This is a genomic window from Nocardia sp. NPDC050408, assembly GCF_044458905.1.
In the GTDB taxonomy this organism is placed as follows: domain Bacteria; phylum Actinomycetota; class Actinomycetes; order Mycobacteriales; family Mycobacteriaceae; genus Nocardia.
Genome location: NZ_JBITIL010000001.1, coordinates 522,338 through 538,466 on the forward strand (window position 1 = coordinate 522,338; position 16,129 = coordinate 538,466).

Sequence of the window (16,129 nt, forward strand, 5' to 3'; positions counted from 1 at the left end):
ACTACGGGGTCGGCGGTCACCAGCGGGTGATCGGGAGGCCGAGGGCGGTTGCGGTTTCGTGTGCCAGGGTGTGCAGGGTTTCGGGGGTGTCGATATGGGCGGGGTCGAGGCTGACGATGGCGAGGGTGTAGGTGTCCGCGATGCGGCAGAGATAGCCGGATAGTCGGGTGCGGGGGAGGCGGTCCGCGGTGAGGCCTGGGTGGATGGCGCGGGCGGCGACGCCGATGCAGCGGTGTGGGCCGAGGGTGCGCAGGGAGTCGGGGAGTGTTCCGATATTGGAGCACAGGATGTCTCGTTCACCGGCACCCTTGGACAAGGCGTAGGCCCAGCGGTCCGGAATCACCTGCAGCAGTTCCTCCGGCATCCCGCCGGGGCTGGACATGCGCCGCTCGTAGGCGATTCGCGCCTTCTCGCGAATGGTGGCCGGAGTATCGCCGCGCTCGATGGTGATCTCGGTCATCGCGAGGTCATTGTCGACGCGCGGCTCGTCGCGGGTGTCGACCGGAAGGCTGGCGTCGATCGTCGCACCGGAAAATCCACTGGCCCACAACATCTTCGCGATCAGCGTGATGAAGAGACTGTTGGCAGTACCGCCCTGCGCCGCAGCTGCCGACTCCCAGTCCGTAGCGGGACAGTGCAGTACGAAGCCGAAGGTCGACGCGCTATCCACACTTGCGCGTCCGGCGATCGACCTGCGTTCACGGGTCGACAACCCAGTTTCGCGAGTCGATGCCGTCCGGGCGGGACGTTCGGGGATCCCGTGACGAAGCGCGCGGAACGTGCCGCGCACAACAATCGACCACTGTCGCCAAGCGTCGGACCAATCCGATACTGGATCTCGGGCTGCCCGGCCCAGCCAGGCATTCACGCCTACATCGGATCGGTCTGCTCCCCGCGCGGTGGGTGTCGACGAGGCTCTCGACAGCATCATCGAATCGCCCGCATTCGATCGGTCGGGCAGCTCCGGATAAGCCGACTCGTCGGTGGCCGGATCGCTATCCGTCGGCGTGTTGCCGGTTGTTGGGACAGATCTGGCCGTGTCGTGCGTGGTGCCGGTCAACCGTTCGTTCTCGTGGGGGTGGTTCGATTCTGGTGTGGGCGGTGTCGCCTGGTCGTTCTCGCCGGAGCGTTTTGATTCCGGCGCAGAAGATTCCGTGGACGATTCGCTGACCGTCGATTCCACCGAATTCATACGTGACCAGGCATCCGGGGGACGCATTGCCCGCACCGGCGATGTGGTCGAGCCCGAGCCGCCCAGCGCATCATCGACCGCCAGCACAAGGGCTCTCCCGTCAGCGAGCGCGTGTGAGCAGGTCAGCGACACAATCGATCCGCCGTCGTCCAGGGCTGCGGTCGACAACCGCCAGCCCGGACCGTATTCGGGATCGAGGTCCGCGCCCTGCTCGTCGGCCCAATCGAGCAGGTCGGCAGCGGCGATCGTGCCGTCGGTGAACTCGAGCGGATGCGCCCGAATGTTCGCTCGCCAACTACGACGTGCACCCGGCACCCGAGGACGAATCACCCTGCGCCCCAACGGTCCGACCCGCAGTGCCGCGTGTACCTGCCGCAGTAACTCCGGATCGACGCGATCGGCGGTGCGCCACAGACCCTGGAGCGCGATCGGGGTGCCCAGCCCGCGATGCGTGCGCAGGAAGATCTCGTCGACGACGCTCGAGCGTCGGGCAGGCACCATTGTCAGGTACGCGTACCGTGACGGCCCGCACCGGCGGCGAACCGTTGCGCTCCGTCCAGCGCTCCGTCGGCCAGAGCCTTCAGACCGTGTCGGTATTCATTGAGCAGCGCAGCCTCCTCGTCCATACCGTCCTGCTCCAGCAGCGACAGGCGGTCCGAGCGCAGACAGGTTTGCGGCAGTGCGGCCAGTTCGGCGGCGAGTTGTTCGGCGGCGCTGCGGGATTCGCCATTCGGCGCCACCCGATTGATCAGCCCGATCTGCAATGCCTCAGTGGCGGCGACGGCGCGACCGGTGAGCACCATATCCATCGCACGTCCGGTGCCGACAATGCGCGGCAACCGAATCGTGCCGCCGTCGATCAGCGGCACACCCCAGCGGCGACAGAACACGCCGAACGTGCTGTCCTGCTCGGCAACTCGCATATCGCACCACAGGGCCAGCTCCAGTCCACCCGCGACCGCATATCCCGAGACTGCGGCGATCACCGGTTTGGACAGCCGCATTCGGGTTGGCCCCATCGGGCCGTCACCGTCCTCGGTGACCCGATTGGAGCGCTCGGTGCCGAGCGCCTTCAGGTCCGCGCCGGCGCAGAAGGTGCCGCCCTCGCCCCACAGCACAGCGACCGCCGCATCCGGATCGGTGTCGAATTCGCGGAATGCGTCGACCAGGGCGGCGGCGGTCGGACCGTCGACGGCATTGCGTGCCTCGGGGCGGTGCAGGATCACAGTGGTCACGGGCCCATTGCGTTCGATTCGCACAGTCACGAGCACGACCATACGCCGTCAGAAGTACCCTTGTGTAAAGAAATGAATTTGTGGTTCACTTCTTGTATGGCCTACCGCAGAACCCCTGCTGTGCAGGCCCGCCTCGATGCCCAGGCGGGCCTGATCGTGCAGGCTGCGACCAAGGTGCTGTCTCGCGCGGGCTATGCCGGACTGTCCATGGCAGCCGTCGCCGCCGAGGCCGGCGTGGCCACCGGGACGGTCTACAAGAACTTCAGCGGCAAGGCAGACCTGGTGAGCGCGGTATTCCGGAAGGTGGTCGCACACGAGGTGGCAGCGGTGGTCTCCGCAAGCGCCGCCGGAACTGCCGTGGAGCGGGTCACCGCGGCGGTGGAGACCTTCGCGGGCCGGGCGCTGAAGAATCCGAAGCTCGCCTACGTCCTGCTCGTCGAACCCGTCGATACCGTGGTCGACACCGAGCGTCTGCGTTTCCGTCGCGCCTTCGCCGAAGCTTTCGAATCCGCTGTCGCGGAAGGTGTTTCGCGTGGTGAACTGCCCGCGCAGGATGCCAAGACCAGCGCGGCCGCGCTCGTCGGCGCGATCGGTGAGGTCCTGGTCGGCCCGCTGGCCGACGCACCGCACAGCGAATCCGTTGTGCCCGAACTCATCAGTTTCGCGTTACGCGCACTCGGTGTGCGCGATGAATCCGACTCAGGAGTGTCCGATGTCGACGCATGAAGTCTTCAACCAGGTTCCCGATATCGTGCCCTTCGATGTCGCGCAGAACCCGGCCCTGCTCGAGGGGCTGCACCGCGAAGGCGCGGGCTGGGCCGAACCGGAAGTGCGCGAACTCGGCACGCTCGCAGGCGGATTCGAAGCGCAAGAGTGGGGCCGCCTCGCCAACGAATACCCGCCCGTCCTGCACACGCATGACCGCTACGGCAATCGCATCGACGAGGTCGAATTCCATCCGTACTGGCATGAGCTGATGAAAGTCGCTGTCGCGCATGGACTCCACGGCTCGCCCTGGCTCGACGACCGGCCGGGCACGCATGCCGCTCGCGCGGCCAAGTTCTACACCTGGGGTGTTGCCGACGCCGGGCATATGTGTCCGATCTCGATGACCTATGCCGTCGTGCCCGCGCTGCGCCACAATCCGGAACTCGCGGCCAAGTACGAACCGCTACTCGGTTCCCGCACTTACGATTTCGGCCTGCGTGAACCGTCGACCAAGGCGGGTCTGATCGCGGGCATGTCGATGACGGAGAAGCAGGGCGGCTCCGACGTCCGCGCCAATACCACCACCGCCACACCGCAACCCGATGGCAGCTACCGCATCGTCGGCCACAAGTGGTTCACCTCGGCGCCCATGTCGGATATGTTCCTCACCCTGGCCCAGGCACCCGGCGGCTTGTCCTGCTTCCTGCTGCCACGCGTCCTCCCGGACGACACCCGCAACCCCATCCGGATTCAACGCCTCAAGGACAAGCTCGGCAACAAGTCGAACGCCTCGTCGGAGATCGAATACGACAACGCCACCGGCTGGCTGGTCGGCGCGGAAGGGGCGGGTGTCAAGACCATCATCGAAATGGTCAATATGACCCGCCTGGACTGCGTCATCGGCTCCGCCACCGGCCTGCGCGTCGGCGCCGTCTACGCCGCCCACCACGCGCGGCACCGAGAAGCGTTCGGGGCCAAGCTGATCGACCAACCCGCGATGCGGAATGTGCTCGCCGACCTGGTGATCGAATCCGATGCCGCAACCACGGTCATGATGCGCCTGGCCGGGGCGACCGACCGCGCGGGCACAGATCCCGCCGAGGCTGCTCTGCGCCGAATCGCATTGGCGGTCACCAAGTACTGGGTATGCAAGCGTGCCCCCGCGCATGCGGCCGAGGCCCTGGAATGTTTCGGCGGCAATGGTTATGCCGAGGAATCCGGTATGCCCCGGCTCTACCGCGAGGCCCCGCTCATGTCCATCTGGGAAGGCTCCGGCAATGTCGCGGCGCTGGATGCCTTGCGCGCCATGGGCCGTCAGCCCGAAACCGTGGAGGCCTTCTTCAACGAAGTCTCCCTCGCCGCAGGCGCCGACCCCCGCCTCGACGATGCCATCGCCCGCCTCGGCAAGGAGTTGTCCGACCTCGACGAGATCGAATACCGCGCCCGTCGCGTCGTCGAACTCATGGCCCTGGTCCTACAGGGCGCGCAACTGGTCCGCCACGGCCATCCAGCGGTTGCCGACGCCTTCTGCGCCACCCGTCTCGGCGACGACTGGGGCATCGCCTTCGGCACCCTCCCCACCGGCGTGAACACCACCGACATCATCGCCCGCGCCCTCACCTGACCCGGCCGCTCCCGGTCATCCGTATGGGCACCGACGACGGTGCTGCAGCGCGCTACGGGCTACACGCGCCTCGTTAGCCCGCTGTGAGTGCCGGGGGCGGCCGGCTGTGAGTGCTCAGGTCAGGCTGCTGCCGGTGCTCGGGTCGGCGCGCTGCGGGCGCTCGGGTCAGCCTGCTGCACGTGCCCGCCGCTCGCGTCAGCCGACTACAGGTGCCTGCGCTCGCCCCGGCCCGCTGCGGCCCCCCGCAATCAGCGCGCGAGGGACGCGGGCTGGGCGCGCCACTGTCGCGGTGAGAGGTCGTTGTTGCGCCGGAACAAGCGGGTGAAATAGCCCGCGTCCGGAATCCCGACCCGTCGGGCAATCTCGCCCACCGGCAGGTCCGTCTCGGCCAAGAGACGGCGCGCCTCGGTCATTCGCCGCTCGGTAATCCACGCCTGCACCGTGCGTCCAGTGCGGCGGCGCACCACAGTGGTCAGATGCCCCGGCGTCATGCCGACCGCATCCGCCACGTCGCGCAGCGACAGCGGTGCGGTGTGCCGCTGGTCTATCACGTCGAAGACCTCGGCGAGCAACGGCTCACCGCTGCGCCGCAGATCACCCACCACATCGGCGGCCAGCCGCGCGAGGTCGATGAGCAGTAGCGTCAGATGTGCCGACGCCGCCTGCCGATATCCCTCCTGCCGCTGTGCCAGCTCGGCTTCGATAGCGGCAATCGTGCTGTCCCACAAGGGTCTTCGTTCCACCGGGAGCGCCAACTCCAGCACCCCACCCGAATGCTCGTGCAAGAACGGGAACAACAACGGATGCGCCCGCCACGCGGGCCAGGGCGCCCGCCCGGCATCACCGAGCGCCGCGGGATCGAAGAACACACCGACCGCACTTTCGAACCGATGCGGCGGCGCCGCCTCGATCACCTGACCTGCCGCGATGACGTACACCACGCCGGCGGACCGGACATACAGCAACACCGGAAAGTTGTGAATATGCGGGCGGTGGCCGCGTTCGGCATGGCGATCGAACCGCAGCAGTGACACCGGCGGCGTGACCTGATCGCTCCGGTAGTCGTACACCGGAACACCATGGCGGTGATGGACTATCCGGGTAGCCTCGATCATGACACCGAAAATAGTCCAAATTATGCAAACAATCACCCAATTATACGTCTGGATCTGCGGGCACCATGAGAATTATGACCAAAGATCATCCACATTCTGTAGTCAAAGCCATGGGAAACCGGCACGACTACCTGCCCGCGGCGGGTCGTGACGCACTGCTGCCCACCTACGATCTACTCACCCGCCTGCTCGGCATGTACAAACTCCACGAAACCCTGGTGGCGCAGGCTGAACTCACACCCGAGCATCGTGTACTGGAAATCGGTTGTGGCACCGGCAATCTCACGCTGAGAGTCAAACGTACCCAACCTGCCGCAGCGGTGATCGGCTCCGATCCGGACCCGCTCGCACTCGCCCGCGCCGAACGAAAGGCGCACGGGCTGAACGGAATCCGCTTCGAACGCGCCTACGCGCAGGAACTGCCCTATCCGGACGAGGAATTCGACCGGGTGCTGTCGTCGATGATGCTGCACCACCTCGACGCCGACATCAAAACCGCCGCACTAGCCGAGGCGCTGCGCGTCCTGCGCCCCGGCGGCAGCCTGCACATCGTCGATATCGGCGGCGAAGTGACCCCGGACGACGGCCTGATGGCCCGGATGCTGCTGCACACCCACCACACCCAGGACCACCTCGGCGACGGCATCCCCCGACTCCTGCGCGCCGTCGGCTTCGAGTGTGCCGTGGTCGCCTCGCAGCGCCATCGTCGCCTCGGTCGCGTCACCTTCTACCGCGGCACCCGCCCGAACTAGCCACCGACACGCTGGAGCACCCGCTCGACCAGCGCGGTATCGCAATGCTCGATCACCTCGGTGAGCCGACCGTTCGCGATCCGGAAGATGAAACAGTATGTCTGCTCGTACGGCTCGCCCCCGGCAGTGATGCCGTGCCCGCGAACCTGGGCGACGACCCTGTCGTCTTCGGCGATCACGAAGTCGGCCGCGCTGCGGTACTCGGTGAACTGGGCCATCAGGGGTCGCAGAAGTTCGTTCAACACAACCGTTTTCGGCTCCCAGATGCCCGACCAGGACCAGTTCCCCGGAAAGATCCAGCGGAAGTCCTCGGCCATTGCCGCACTCATCGCTCGGGTATTGCCCTGGGCCATCTGGTCGAAGATGTGCTCGATCAGTTTCTTGTTCGCCGCTGCGCTCATGCCCGCACCTCGCGGGCGCTCGGTTCCGGTATGACCGCACTGGCAGCTGTGTTGATAATTCGCTCGCTTCGCTTACTCATACACACGACGCTAGTACGGCCGAGATATGCGACAAGCGAGAGTCTCGCATATTTGGTATGAGTAAACAGCATGGGTGAGTTCACGATCGTCGGATTGAGGGTGGTCCAGGAGGCGGCACGGAGCGGGTCGTTCTCGACCGCCGCGGAGAATCTGGGCTACACGCAATCGGCGGTCTCCCGGCAAATCGCCCTCATGGAGCAGGCGGCCGGCCGGGCCTTGTTCGAGCGGCACGCGCGCGGCGTGCGGGCCACCGACGCTGGACGGATCCTGCTGCGCCATGCCGAAACGGTGCTCGGCGGACTCGGCTCCGCGCGGCAGGAACTCGACGAACTCACCGCGCGCACGCCCGCCACGCTCCGGGTCGGCGCATTCTCGACCGCCATGGCCGCGTTGGTGCCCCGGTCCATTGCCGCTACCGCGTCTCGACTCGCGCGAGTACCGCTGCGCGAAGGAACCAGTCCGCGATTGGTATCCGCCGTCGCGCGCGGTCGACTGGATCTGGCGGTGGTGACCGAGACGCGCAATATCCCCGCGGACACCGAGATCGAGCCACTCCTGGACGACCCACTGCTCATCGCGGTCGCACCGGACCATCCACTCGCGGACCGCACCAGCGTCACGCCCGCACAACTGCGCGGTGAGCGCTGGATCGCGGGCAGCACCGAGGTGAGCGGCACCCTGCTCGGCGCATGGCGCGACGCCACTTGGGAACCGGAGATCGCCTTCGTCGCCCGCGACTGGTTCGCCAAAATCGGTCTGGTCGCGGCCGGTATGGGCAGCACGGTGGTGCCCGGGATCGCGGTCCCGGTGCTGCCGCCAGGTATCGCACTGGTCCGAATCGACCATCCCGCCGCGGCTCGCACGACATCCGTCGTCCATCGCGGCGTGGACTCGGCCGGACAGGTCTTCATCGAGGCACTTCGGGACGCCGCCGCCGACCTCTCCGCCGAAGTCCGGCACCGACTTCGATAGCCGACTTACATAGCCACGCGCCCAAATTCGCGGCGGACCGACTCAGGCTGAGTACTGTGATTTCGATGACACGGACTTCCGTCGAAATGCCGTTGCGCTCGCTCGTCGAGCACCTGCGGATCCGGGCGGCGGGTTGCGCCCGACGGTACGTGCTCGGTATCGCGGGTCCGCCGGGTGCGGGTAAATCCACGCTGTCCAAGGCCATTCGCGAGGATCTGAACCACCGAGCCGGTGCCCGAATCGCCGAAATCGCACCGATGGACGGCTTCCATCTGCCCAACGCAGTACTGCGCGCGACGGCGAATCTGGAGCGCAAGGGCGAACCGCACACCTTCGACGTCGCCGCCTTCCTGGAAACCCTGCGCCGCCTGCGCGATACCCCACTCGGCGAGCCGGTGCCGTGGCCGACCTTCGACCGCGCCATCGAGGAACCGACTCCGGCGGGTGTCGTCTTCGATCGGCAGGAGATCGCCATTACCGAGGGCAACTATCTGCTGCTGTCCGACGGTGCCTGGTCGGGCGTGCGCGAATTCCTCGACGAGGTCTGGTATCTGGACGTGACCCGCGACGTGCTCGAACAACGCCTGCTGCGCCGCCACATTCGCGGCGGTCGCACCGCTCAGGCCGCGCAAACCAAGGTGCACAACAGCGATCTGCCCAATGCCGACCTGATCGCCGATACCAGGCTCCGAGCCGACCTCGTGCTGCGCCAGCGCGGTGGCCGCTACTACGCCGCCTAAGCGCGCACGAGCCCCGGCGAATCTCCCTCGCAGTGGCCACTACCGGTGTACGTGCGGCTCAGCGGTTGTCGCGGTACCAGCCGATCAGGGCGTCGGTGGAGGAGTCCCCTTGCGGCTGCGGCTCGTCCGGAGAAGTCAGCAAGGGGGCCAGCGCGAGCGCCTGCTGCTTGCCGAGTTCCACGCCCCACTGGTCGAAGCTGTCGATGCCCCAAATGGTGCCCTCTACGAATACCTGGTGTTCGTAGAGCGCGATCAACTGGCCGAGGACCGACGGTGTCAGCTGCGGCGCGAGAATCGTCGTGCTCGGCCGATTGCCCGGCATCACCTTGTGCGGCACCACCTTCGGATCGGTGCCCTCGGCCGCGATCTCCTCGGCGGTTTTGCCGAAGGCGAGCACCTTGGTCTGCGCGAACAGATTGCTCATCAAAATGTCGTGCATGCTGCCGGTGCCGTCGCGGGTGGGCAGATCATCGGTGGGACGGGCGAATCCGATGAAATCGGCCGGAATCAGCCGGGTGCCCTGGTGTAGCAGCTGGTAGAAGGCGTGCTGGCCGTTGGTTCCCGGTTCGCCCCAGAAGATTTCGCCGGTCGAGGTGGTGACCGGGGTGCCGTCGGCGCGCACCGATTTGCCGTTGGATTCCATGGTCAGCTGCTGTAGATAGGCCGGGAAGCGCGCCAGATCATTCGAATACGGCAACACCGCACGCGATTCCGCCCCGAAGAAGTTCGAATACCAGATGCCGAGCAAACCGAGCAGCACCGGACCGTTGCGGTCCAGCGGCTCGGTCGCGAAATGTCGGTCGACGGCGTGCATTCCGGCCAGGAATTCGGCGAAGCGCTCCTTGCCGATGGTCGCCATGACCGAAAGGCCGATGGCCGAATCCACCGAATAGCGGCCGCCGACCCAGTCCCAGAAGCCGAACATATTCGCGGTGTCGATGCCGAATTCGGCAACCCGCTCGGCATTCGTCGAGACGGCCACGAAATGCTTGGCGACGGCGTCCTCGCCGAGCGCGGCGACCAGCCAACGCCGGGCGGCGGTGGCATTGGTCAGCGTCTCCAGCGTCGAAAACGTCTTGGAGGCAACGATGAACAGCGTGGTGGCCGGATCGAGTCCGTCGAGTTTCGCGAGCAGATCGGCCGGATCGACATTCGAGACGAATCGGGCGCCGATCCCGGCATCGGCATAGTGCCGCAGCGCGCGGTGCACCATATCCGGGCCGAGGTCCGAACCGCCGATGCCGATGTTCACCACGGTCTTGATGCGCTCGCCGGTCGCGCCGCGCCAGGAACCCGAGCGCACGGTGTCGGTGAATTCACCCATCCGCCGCAGCACCTCATGCACCTCGGCGCCCGCGTCCGCGCCGTCCACGATGACCGACTCGCCCTCGGGCAGGCGCAGCGCGATATGTTCGACCGCGCGGTCCTCCGAGGTGTTGATGTGGTCGCCGTGGTACATCGCATTACGCCGCTCGGTCACCCCCGCCTCGTGCGCCAATTCGACCAGCAGGTGCAGGGTTTCCCGGCTGACGCGATGCTTGCTGTAGTCGATGTGCAGGTCTGCGACCTGCACGATCAGCTCGCGGCCGCGGTCGGGATCCTCGGCGAAGAATTCACGCAGATGTCGTCCGGCGACGGCACTGTGGTGCTCGTGCAGTTTCCGCCAGGCCGCCGATGCGGTGATGTCGCTGCTCACGTCCGCGAGGTTACAAGCACTCGTTCGGGCGCGCAGGCAAGGACCGCATACTTTCGCCCATGTTGTCCTGATGGCTACCCGTGTCGATGATTCGCGGGTCGCTCGAACGGGGCGGTGGCGAGCGTATGCGGCCCGCTCGAAGCTCGGTGATTTCGGATCGATGAGTCGAGGGTGCTGTGCGAGCATGCGGCTTAGGCTGGGGAACATGGTGTCCGAACGCGAAGTACTCCAATCCGTGCCGACGCAGCTGTGGATCGGCGGTCCCGTCGATGCCACCGGGGGCGGCACCTTCCCGGTGCACAATCCGGCCGACGGGCAGGTGCTGACCGAGGTCGCCGACGCCACGCCGGAAGATGCCGTGCGCGCGCTCGACGCGGCCGTCGCGGTGCAGGCCGAATGGGCGGCGACTCCGTCGCGGGAACGCGGCGAGATCCTGCGGCGAGTCTTCGAACAGCTGACCGCGCGCGCCGAGGAATTCGCGCTGCTGATGACCCTGGAAATGGGCAAGGCGCTGCCGGAGAGCCGCAACGAGGTGCGCTACGGGGCCGAATTCTTCCGCTGGTTCAGCGAGGAGGCGGTCCGGGTGCACGGACGCTATCTGCATGCGCCGTCCGGCACCGGGCGGATCATGGTGCACAAGCAGCCGGTCGGGCCGTGTCTGGCCATCACGCCGTGGAACTTCCCGCTCGCCATGGGCACCCGCAAGATCGGACCCGCGCTGGCCGCTGGCTGCACGATGATTGTCAAGCCCGCATCGGCCACACCGTTGACTATGTTGGCGCTGGCGAAGCTGTGCAGCGATGCGGGGCTGCCGGACGGGGTGCTCTCGGTGATCACCTCCAGCCGGTCCGGCGCCGTCACCCAGCCGCTGCTCGACGATCCGCGCCTGCGCAAGCTCACCTTCACCGGATCCACCGAAGTCGGCAAGAAGCTTGTGGAGAAGTCGGCGAACGGCCTGTTGCGCACCTCGATGGAGCTCGGCGGCAACGCGCCGTTCGTGGTCTTCGACGATGCCGATATCGACGCCGCCGTACAGGGCGCGATGCTGGCCAAACTGCGCAATGGCGGCGAGGCGTGCACGGCGGCCAACCGCTTCCACGTACAGAACGGTGTGCTGGCGGAGTTCACCACCAAACTCGTCGAGGCGATGTCGAATACGGTGACCCTCGGGCCGGGTACCGACCCGAACACCACGCTCGGTCCGCTGATCAACGAGGAGCAGCTCAATACCGTCAGCGAACTGGTCGACGACGCGGTGGCGGTCGGCGCGCAGGTCCGCCTCGGTGGCAAGGCACCCGGCGGCCCTGGCTGGTTCTATCCCGCGACCATCCTCAGCGAGGTACCCGCGAATGCTCGGATCCTGCGTGAGGAGGTCTTCGGCCCGGTCGCACCCGTTGTCGGCTTCGAAACCGAGGAAGAGGGCCTCGCCGCCGCAAACAACACCGAATTCGGCCTGGTCAGCTACGTCTATACCCGCGATCTCGACCGCGCCTTGCGCATTGCCGAGGGCATCGAATCCGGCATGGTCGGCATCAACCGCGGCGTAATCTCCGATCCCGCAGCACCTTTCGGCGGCGTCAAGGCCTCCGGCTTCGGCCGCGAAGGCGGTAGCGAGGGCATCGAGGAGTACCTGTCCACCAAGTACATCGCCCTTACCTGACCCGCGGACATGAAACGACCGCCCCGGGGTGAAATACACCCGGGGCGGCCTTGTGGAAGGCGGCGATCTTGCGAACGTCGCGTAGTTCGATTGGGCCGCTAGTGGCGGCCGTAGACGGTCAGTGGCCGAGTCGGCCGCGACCGAGGCGCAGCAACAGCATGGCGAGGGTGTGGCCCTCCTGGCCGAGTTCGCTGAAGCGCTCGAGCACCTTCATCTCACGACTGTGTACGAGGCGGGGACCGCCGGAGGCCATGCGCGTGCGACCGATGATCCGCGAGATCTCGGTGCGGCGCTTGATGGCGGCCAGGATTTCCGCGTCGAGCTGGTCGATCTCCTTGCGGAGCTTGTCGATCTCGGCCTCGGTGTGGGGCAGAGCCGAATCGGACCCGGTCGTCGTGGCGGGGGTGCTCATCATTCATCTCCTCGTGTCAGAACATGGATCGGCTGGTGAGCCGAGCTCGTTACCGATCGGTTCTTTCACCGTGCAGAACAAACCTGGTAGGTATTGCAATCCTCCCCCCAGGCAGCGCGCTCAGGTACAAAGTCCGCGATCACGATATCCGGCTGTAAGCCGAATCGGATGCTTCGCGGCGGTCGCGCAGGTCATATGGGCCAGTCTGCCATGGGGCCGAGGCAATGCAAAACACTTCATTTTGTAAATCTCCTGAGAAGGCTTGCACGTTGTGACGCCCGTGTCGACCCGGGGCGGTTCATCTGCAGTTCGCCGAATGGACACCGATGTCGACCGGGACTTCATCTCTGTCGGTGCCCGCCGGTAGCGTGGATGGACGATGGACATCACGGTGGCTCCCAAGACGCAGGCCGGGCGGACTCGGCATCCGGATTCAGCCCAGAAATCGCAGGTCGACGCTGTTCACGCCGAGGAGATGGGCGACTCTGCCGTGCCTACCGCGGCGGGGGTCCCGCACCCGGCCATAGATGATGCCTCGCGGCATGTCGTGGACGACAAGCACCGTGTCGAACAAGAAAAGCGCCGCGCCGAACGTGAGCAACGTCGCGCCGAGGAGGCCGAGCGACTGCTCGACGGCCTCAACCCGCCCCAGCGCGCCGCCGTCGTGCACACCGGTGCGCCGCTGCTGATCGTCGCGGGCGCGGGGTCGGGCAAGACCGCTGTGCTCACCCGCCGCATCGCCTACTTGCTCGCCGCCCGCGGGGTGACTCCGGGCCAGGTCCTGGCCATCACCTTCACCAATAAGGCCGCCGCCGAAATGCGTGAGCGGGTGAGCGGGCTGGTCGGTCCGCGTGCGAACAACATGTGGGTCTCGACCTTCCACTCCAGCTGCGTGCGCATCCTGCGCATGCAGGCCGCGCTGCTGCCCGGTCTGAATTCGAATTTCTCCATCTACGACGCCGACGATTCCCGGCGGTTGCTCACCATGATCAGCCGTGACTTCGATATCGACGTCAAGAAATATTCGGCGCGGCTGCTGGCCACCGCCATCTCGAATTTGAAGAACGAGCTCATCGGTCCGGAGCGGGCCACCGCCGATGCCGAAACCGACGAAACCGAACTGCCCGGGCTCGTCGCTCGCGTGTACACCGAATATCAGCGTCGGTTGCGTTCGGCGAACGCCATGGACTTCGACGATCTGATCGGTGAAACGGTGGCGCTGCTGCAGAACCATCCGCAGGTCGCCGAGTACTACCGCCGCCGGTTCCGGCATGTGCTGGTCGATGAGTACCAGGACACCAACCATGCCCAGTACATCCTGGTCCGCGAGTTGGTCGGGCATCATGCGCAGGAGCAGGCCGAAGACGCGGTCGCGCCGAGCGAACTGTGCGTGGTCGGTGATGCGGACCAGTCCATCTACGCCTTCCGTGGCGCGACCATCCGCAATATCGAGGAATTCGAACGCGATTTCCCGGATGCGGAAACCATTCTGCTGGAACAGAATTACCGCTCCACCCAGAACATCCTGTCCGCCGCCAACGCGGTGATATCGCGCAATGAGAAGCGCAGGGACAAGCGGCTGTGGACCGATTCCGGTGAGGGCGATCTGATCACCGGCTACGTCGCTGACAACGAGCACGACGAGGCCTCGTTCGTGGCGCGGGAGATCGACCGGCTGGTGGATGCCGGCGATGCCAACTACAGCGATGTCGCGGTCTTCTACCGCACCAACAACAACTCCCGCGCGCTGGAAGAAATCTTCATTCGCATGGGCCTGCCCTACAAGGTGGTCGGCGGCGTGCGCTTCTACGAGCGCAAGGAGGTGCGCGACATCGTCGCGTACCTGCGCGTGCTCGACAATCCGGATGACACGGTGAGCCTGCGCCGCATCCTCAACACCCCGCGCCGCGGCATCGGCGACCGGGCCGAGGCCTGTGTCGCGGTGCACGCCGAACAGCGCGGCATCGGTTTCGCCGAGGCACTGCGCGCTGCGGCCGATGGCAAAGTGGCGCTGCTCAATACGCGAGCGCAGCGCGCTATCGCCGGATTCCTCGATCTACTCGAAGAGGTGCGGGAGGCCGGTGCCCAGACGGATCAGGACTTCCCCGACCTCGGCAATATGGTCGAAGCGGTACTCGACCGCACCGGCTACCGGGCCGAGTTGGAGGGCTCCGACGATCCGCAGGACGGCGCCCGGCTGGACAACCTGAACGAATTGGTGAGCGTCGCGCGGGAATTCAGCTCCGAGGCATACAACAATGCCGAGGCCGCCCGGGAAGAGGGGCTGGTGCCGGAGGCGGCCGAGGGCGAACCAGATCCGGGCTCACTGGCCGCCTTCCTGGAGCGCGTCTCGCTGGTGGCCGATAGTGACCAGCTGCCCGAGGAGGGCTCCGGTGTGGTCACCATGATGACGTTGCACACCGCCAAGGGTCTGGAATTCCCGGTGGTATTCGTGACCGGCTGGGAGGACGGGCAGTTCCCGCATATGCGTGCACTCGGCGATCCCACCGAACTGGCCGAGGAACGCCGCCTCGCCTACGTCGGCATCACCCGGGCGCGGCAACGGCTCTACGTCACCCGCGCGGTGGTGCGCTCCGGTTGGGGGCAGCCGGTCTCGAATCCGGAATCCCGATTTCTGCAAGAGATTCCGGCTCACCTCGTCGACTGGAAGCGGTTGGAGCCGAAGGGGTCGCCGCTCACCCGCGGCATCCGCCGCCGCGGTGAGGACGACGGCCTGGAGCACGACTGGACCCGTGACGGCTGGAATCAGCGGCCGGGCGTCAACGATCGCGGACCACGCCGTCCCGCACCCGGCGGTGCCAGCCGCAACAATGCCAATCTCGTACTGGCTGTTGGCGATCGAGTCAGCGATGACAAGTACGGCCTCGGTCGCGTGGTAGCCGCCGAAGGCTTCGGGCCCCTGGCCACCGTCACCATCGACTTCGGTACCGCGGGCAAGATCCGGCTCATCCCGCAATACAGCCGAACCCTGGTCAAGCTCTGATCAGGGGCCTTCGACCCTGACCTATCGCCGGTGGTGTCGGTAGCGTGCGCGACATGGAAACCGTCGCGCAATACCTGCTGTGGATGCTTCCGATGCTGTGGCTCGGCATGGTGCTGGCCATCTCGTTCCTGGAAGCGCCGCTGAAGTTCCGGGCGCCGGGGATCACCGTGCCGCTCGGCCTCGGCATCGGACGGCTGGTATTCCGTGCGCTGAATATCGTCGAGACCGTCCTCGCCGCGCTGTTGATCGTGGCGACCCTGGTGGTCGCGCCAAGCGGTGCTGTTCGGGTCTGGCTGGGTGTCGCCGCCGCGATCCTCGCTATCCAGCTCCTCGCGGTCCGTCCACTGCTCACTCGCCGCTCGAACCGCGTGCTCGCGGGCGCGGAGTTGCCGCGCTCCCATGCTCACTACTGGTATGTGGGCTTGGAAGTGGTCAAGGTCGTGAGCTTGATCGGACTGGCGATCGCCGCCGCGCCGTAGCCCGGCATCAGTGAACCCCGCTGTCCAGCTTACGATGAAGGGACTTGCGGTGAAGGGA

14 protein-coding genes are annotated in these 16,129 nt (G+C 66.2%); 8 read left to right on the forward strand and 6 right to left on the reverse strand.

Going from position 1 to position 16,129, the window contains the following annotated elements:
- Window positions 1-16: 16 nt before the first annotated feature.
- Together ACIBJI_RS02225 and ACIBJI_RS02230 are read right to left on the reverse strand one after the other, a co-directional pair.
- Window positions 17-1,693 carry a hypothetical protein gene (locus tag ACIBJI_RS02225; protein WP_364340913.1) on the reverse strand — a complete coding sequence of 559 codons (1,677 nt, stop codon included), beginning with the start codon at window positions 1,691-1,693 and terminating at the stop codon, window positions 17-19.
- Between the two features lie 2 nt (window positions 1,694-1,695).
- Entirely contained in the window at window positions 1,696-2,457 is a 762-nt protein-coding gene (locus ACIBJI_RS02230; RefSeq protein WP_364340915.1) for a crotonase/enoyl-CoA hydratase family protein, read from the reverse strand.
- Window positions 2,458-2,523: 66 nt separating this feature from the next.
- Between ACIBJI_RS02230 and ACIBJI_RS02235 the strand changes: the two genes are divergently transcribed.
- Complete coding sequence (locus tag ACIBJI_RS02235; protein ID WP_364340917.1) at window positions 2,524-3,153, forward strand: TetR/AcrR family transcriptional regulator; 630 nt, start codon at window positions 2,524-2,526, stop codon at window positions 3,151-3,153.
- Window positions 3,140-4,759 carry an acyl-CoA dehydrogenase family protein gene (locus tag ACIBJI_RS02240; protein ID WP_364340919.1) on the forward strand — a complete coding sequence of 540 codons (1,620 nt, stop codon included), beginning with the start codon at window positions 3,140-3,142 and terminating at the stop codon, window positions 4,757-4,759. Before ACIBJI_RS02235 ends, ACIBJI_RS02240 begins: the two co-directional genes overlap by 14 nt.
- A 248-nt stretch (window positions 4,760-5,007) precedes the next feature.
- Here the strand turns inward: ACIBJI_RS02240 and ACIBJI_RS02245 are convergent, their stop codons facing one another.
- Window positions 5,008-5,874, reverse strand: a complete 867-nt coding sequence (locus tag ACIBJI_RS02245) for a helix-turn-helix transcriptional regulator (RefSeq protein WP_397082750.1) — start codon at window positions 5,872-5,874, stop codon at window positions 5,008-5,010.
- A 74-nt stretch (window positions 5,875-5,948) separates the two neighbouring features.
- Here ACIBJI_RS02245 and ACIBJI_RS02250 point away from each other — a divergent pair, with 74 nt between their 5' ends.
- The gene (locus ACIBJI_RS02250; protein ID WP_397082752.1) at window positions 5,949-6,626 is read left to right on the forward strand and encodes a class I SAM-dependent methyltransferase; all 678 of its coding nucleotides are present in this window, start codon (window positions 5,949-5,951) and stop codon (window positions 6,624-6,626) included.
- Here ACIBJI_RS02250 and ACIBJI_RS02255 read toward each other — a convergent pair.
- The gene (locus ACIBJI_RS02255) at window positions 6,623-7,027 is read right to left on the reverse strand and encodes a nuclear transport factor 2 family protein (RefSeq protein ID WP_364340926.1); all 405 of its coding nucleotides are present in this window, start codon (window positions 7,025-7,027) and stop codon (window positions 6,623-6,625) included. The genes ACIBJI_RS02250 and ACIBJI_RS02255 overlap by 4 nt on opposite strands.
- A 150-nt stretch (window positions 7,028-7,177) precedes the next feature.
- On the opposite strand from ACIBJI_RS02255, the gene ACIBJI_RS02260 reads away from it, so the two are divergent.
- Together ACIBJI_RS02260 and ACIBJI_RS02265 are read left to right on the forward strand one after the other, a co-directional pair.
- The gene (locus tag ACIBJI_RS02260) at window positions 7,178-8,080 is read left to right on the forward strand and encodes a LysR family transcriptional regulator (RefSeq protein ID WP_364340928.1); all 903 of its coding nucleotides are present in this window, start codon (window positions 7,178-7,180) and stop codon (window positions 8,078-8,080) included.
- A 65-nt stretch (window positions 8,081-8,145) separates the two neighbouring features.
- On the forward strand, window positions 8,146-8,820 hold the full coding sequence (locus ACIBJI_RS02265; protein WP_364340930.1) for a nucleoside/nucleotide kinase family protein: 675 nt from the start codon (window positions 8,146-8,148) through the stop codon (window positions 8,818-8,820).
- 58 nt (window positions 8,821-8,878) lie between these two features.
- On the opposite strand, the gene pgi is transcribed toward ACIBJI_RS02265, so the two are convergent.
- Window positions 8,879-10,516: a glucose-6-phosphate isomerase gene (pgi, locus tag ACIBJI_RS02270; protein ID WP_364340932.1), complete on the reverse strand. Its 1,638-nt coding sequence runs from the start codon at window positions 10,514-10,516 to the stop codon at window positions 8,879-8,881.
- Between the two features lie 205 nt (window positions 10,517-10,721).
- Between pgi and ACIBJI_RS02275 the strand changes: the two genes are divergently transcribed.
- Window positions 10,722-12,176 carry an NAD-dependent succinate-semialdehyde dehydrogenase gene (locus ACIBJI_RS02275; RefSeq protein ID WP_396957317.1) on the forward strand — a complete coding sequence of 485 codons (1,455 nt, stop codon included), beginning with the start codon at window positions 10,722-10,724 and terminating at the stop codon, window positions 12,174-12,176.
- Between the two features lie 118 nt (window positions 12,177-12,294).
- Here ACIBJI_RS02275 and ACIBJI_RS02280 read toward each other — a convergent pair whose 3' ends face one another.
- Window positions 12,295-12,588, reverse strand: coding sequence for a chorismate mutase (locus ACIBJI_RS02280; protein ID WP_327093861.1), 294 nt, complete (start codon window positions 12,586-12,588; stop codon window positions 12,295-12,297).
- Window positions 12,589-12,967: 379 nt separating this feature from the next.
- On the opposite strand from ACIBJI_RS02280, the gene pcrA reads away from it, so the two are divergent.
- A complete protein-coding gene (gene pcrA, locus ACIBJI_RS02285; RefSeq protein ID WP_396957316.1) occupies window positions 12,968-15,592 on the forward strand; it encodes a DNA helicase PcrA in 2,625 nt (874 codons plus the stop codon).
- Window positions 15,593-15,645: 53 nt separating this feature from the next.
- On the forward strand, window positions 15,646-16,071 hold the full coding sequence (locus ACIBJI_RS02290) for a hypothetical protein (RefSeq protein WP_364340939.1): 426 nt from the start codon (window positions 15,646-15,648) through the stop codon (window positions 16,069-16,071).
- Window positions 16,072-16,129: the final 58 nt, after the last annotated feature.

Coding starts and splice junctions, on each gene's coding strand:
- ACIBJI_RS02225 (WP_364340913.1), bottom strand. CDS start 1,693: ATGGTGCCTGCCCGACGCTCGAGCGTCGTCGACGAGATCTTCCTGCGC.
- ACIBJI_RS02235 (WP_364340917.1), top strand. CDS start 2,524: ATGGCCTACCGCAGAACCCCTGCTGTGCAGGCCCGCCTCGATGCCCAG.
- ACIBJI_RS02240 (WP_364340919.1), top strand. CDS start 3,140: ATGTCGACGCATGAAGTCTTCAACCAGGTTCCCGATATCGTGCCCTTC.
- ACIBJI_RS02245 (WP_397082750.1), bottom strand. CDS start 5,874: ATGATCGAGGCTACCCGGATAGTCCATCACCGCCATGGTGTTCCGGTG.
- ACIBJI_RS02250 (WP_397082752.1), top strand. CDS start 5,949: ATGACCAAAGATCATCCACATTCTGTAGTCAAAGCCATGGGAAACCGG.
- ACIBJI_RS02255 (WP_364340926.1), bottom strand. CDS start 7,027: ATGAGCGCAGCGGCGAACAAGAAACTGATCGAGCACATCTTCGACCAG.
- ACIBJI_RS02260 (WP_364340928.1), top strand. CDS start 7,178: ATGGGTGAGTTCACGATCGTCGGATTGAGGGTGGTCCAGGAGGCGGCA.
- ACIBJI_RS02265 (WP_364340930.1), top strand. CDS start 8,146: ATGACACGGACTTCCGTCGAAATGCCGTTGCGCTCGCTCGTCGAGCAC.
- ACIBJI_RS02275 (WP_396957317.1), top strand. CDS start 10,722: ATGGTGTCCGAACGCGAAGTACTCCAATCCGTGCCGACGCAGCTGTGG.
- ACIBJI_RS02280 (WP_327093861.1), bottom strand. CDS start 12,588: ATGAGCACCCCCGCCACGACGACCGGGTCCGATTCGGCTCTGCCCCAC.
- pcrA (WP_396957316.1), top strand. CDS start 12,968: ATGGACATCACGGTGGCTCCCAAGACGCAGGCCGGGCGGACTCGGCAT.
- ACIBJI_RS02290 (WP_364340939.1), top strand. CDS start 15,646: ATGGAAACCGTCGCGCAATACCTGCTGTGGATGCTTCCGATGCTGTGG.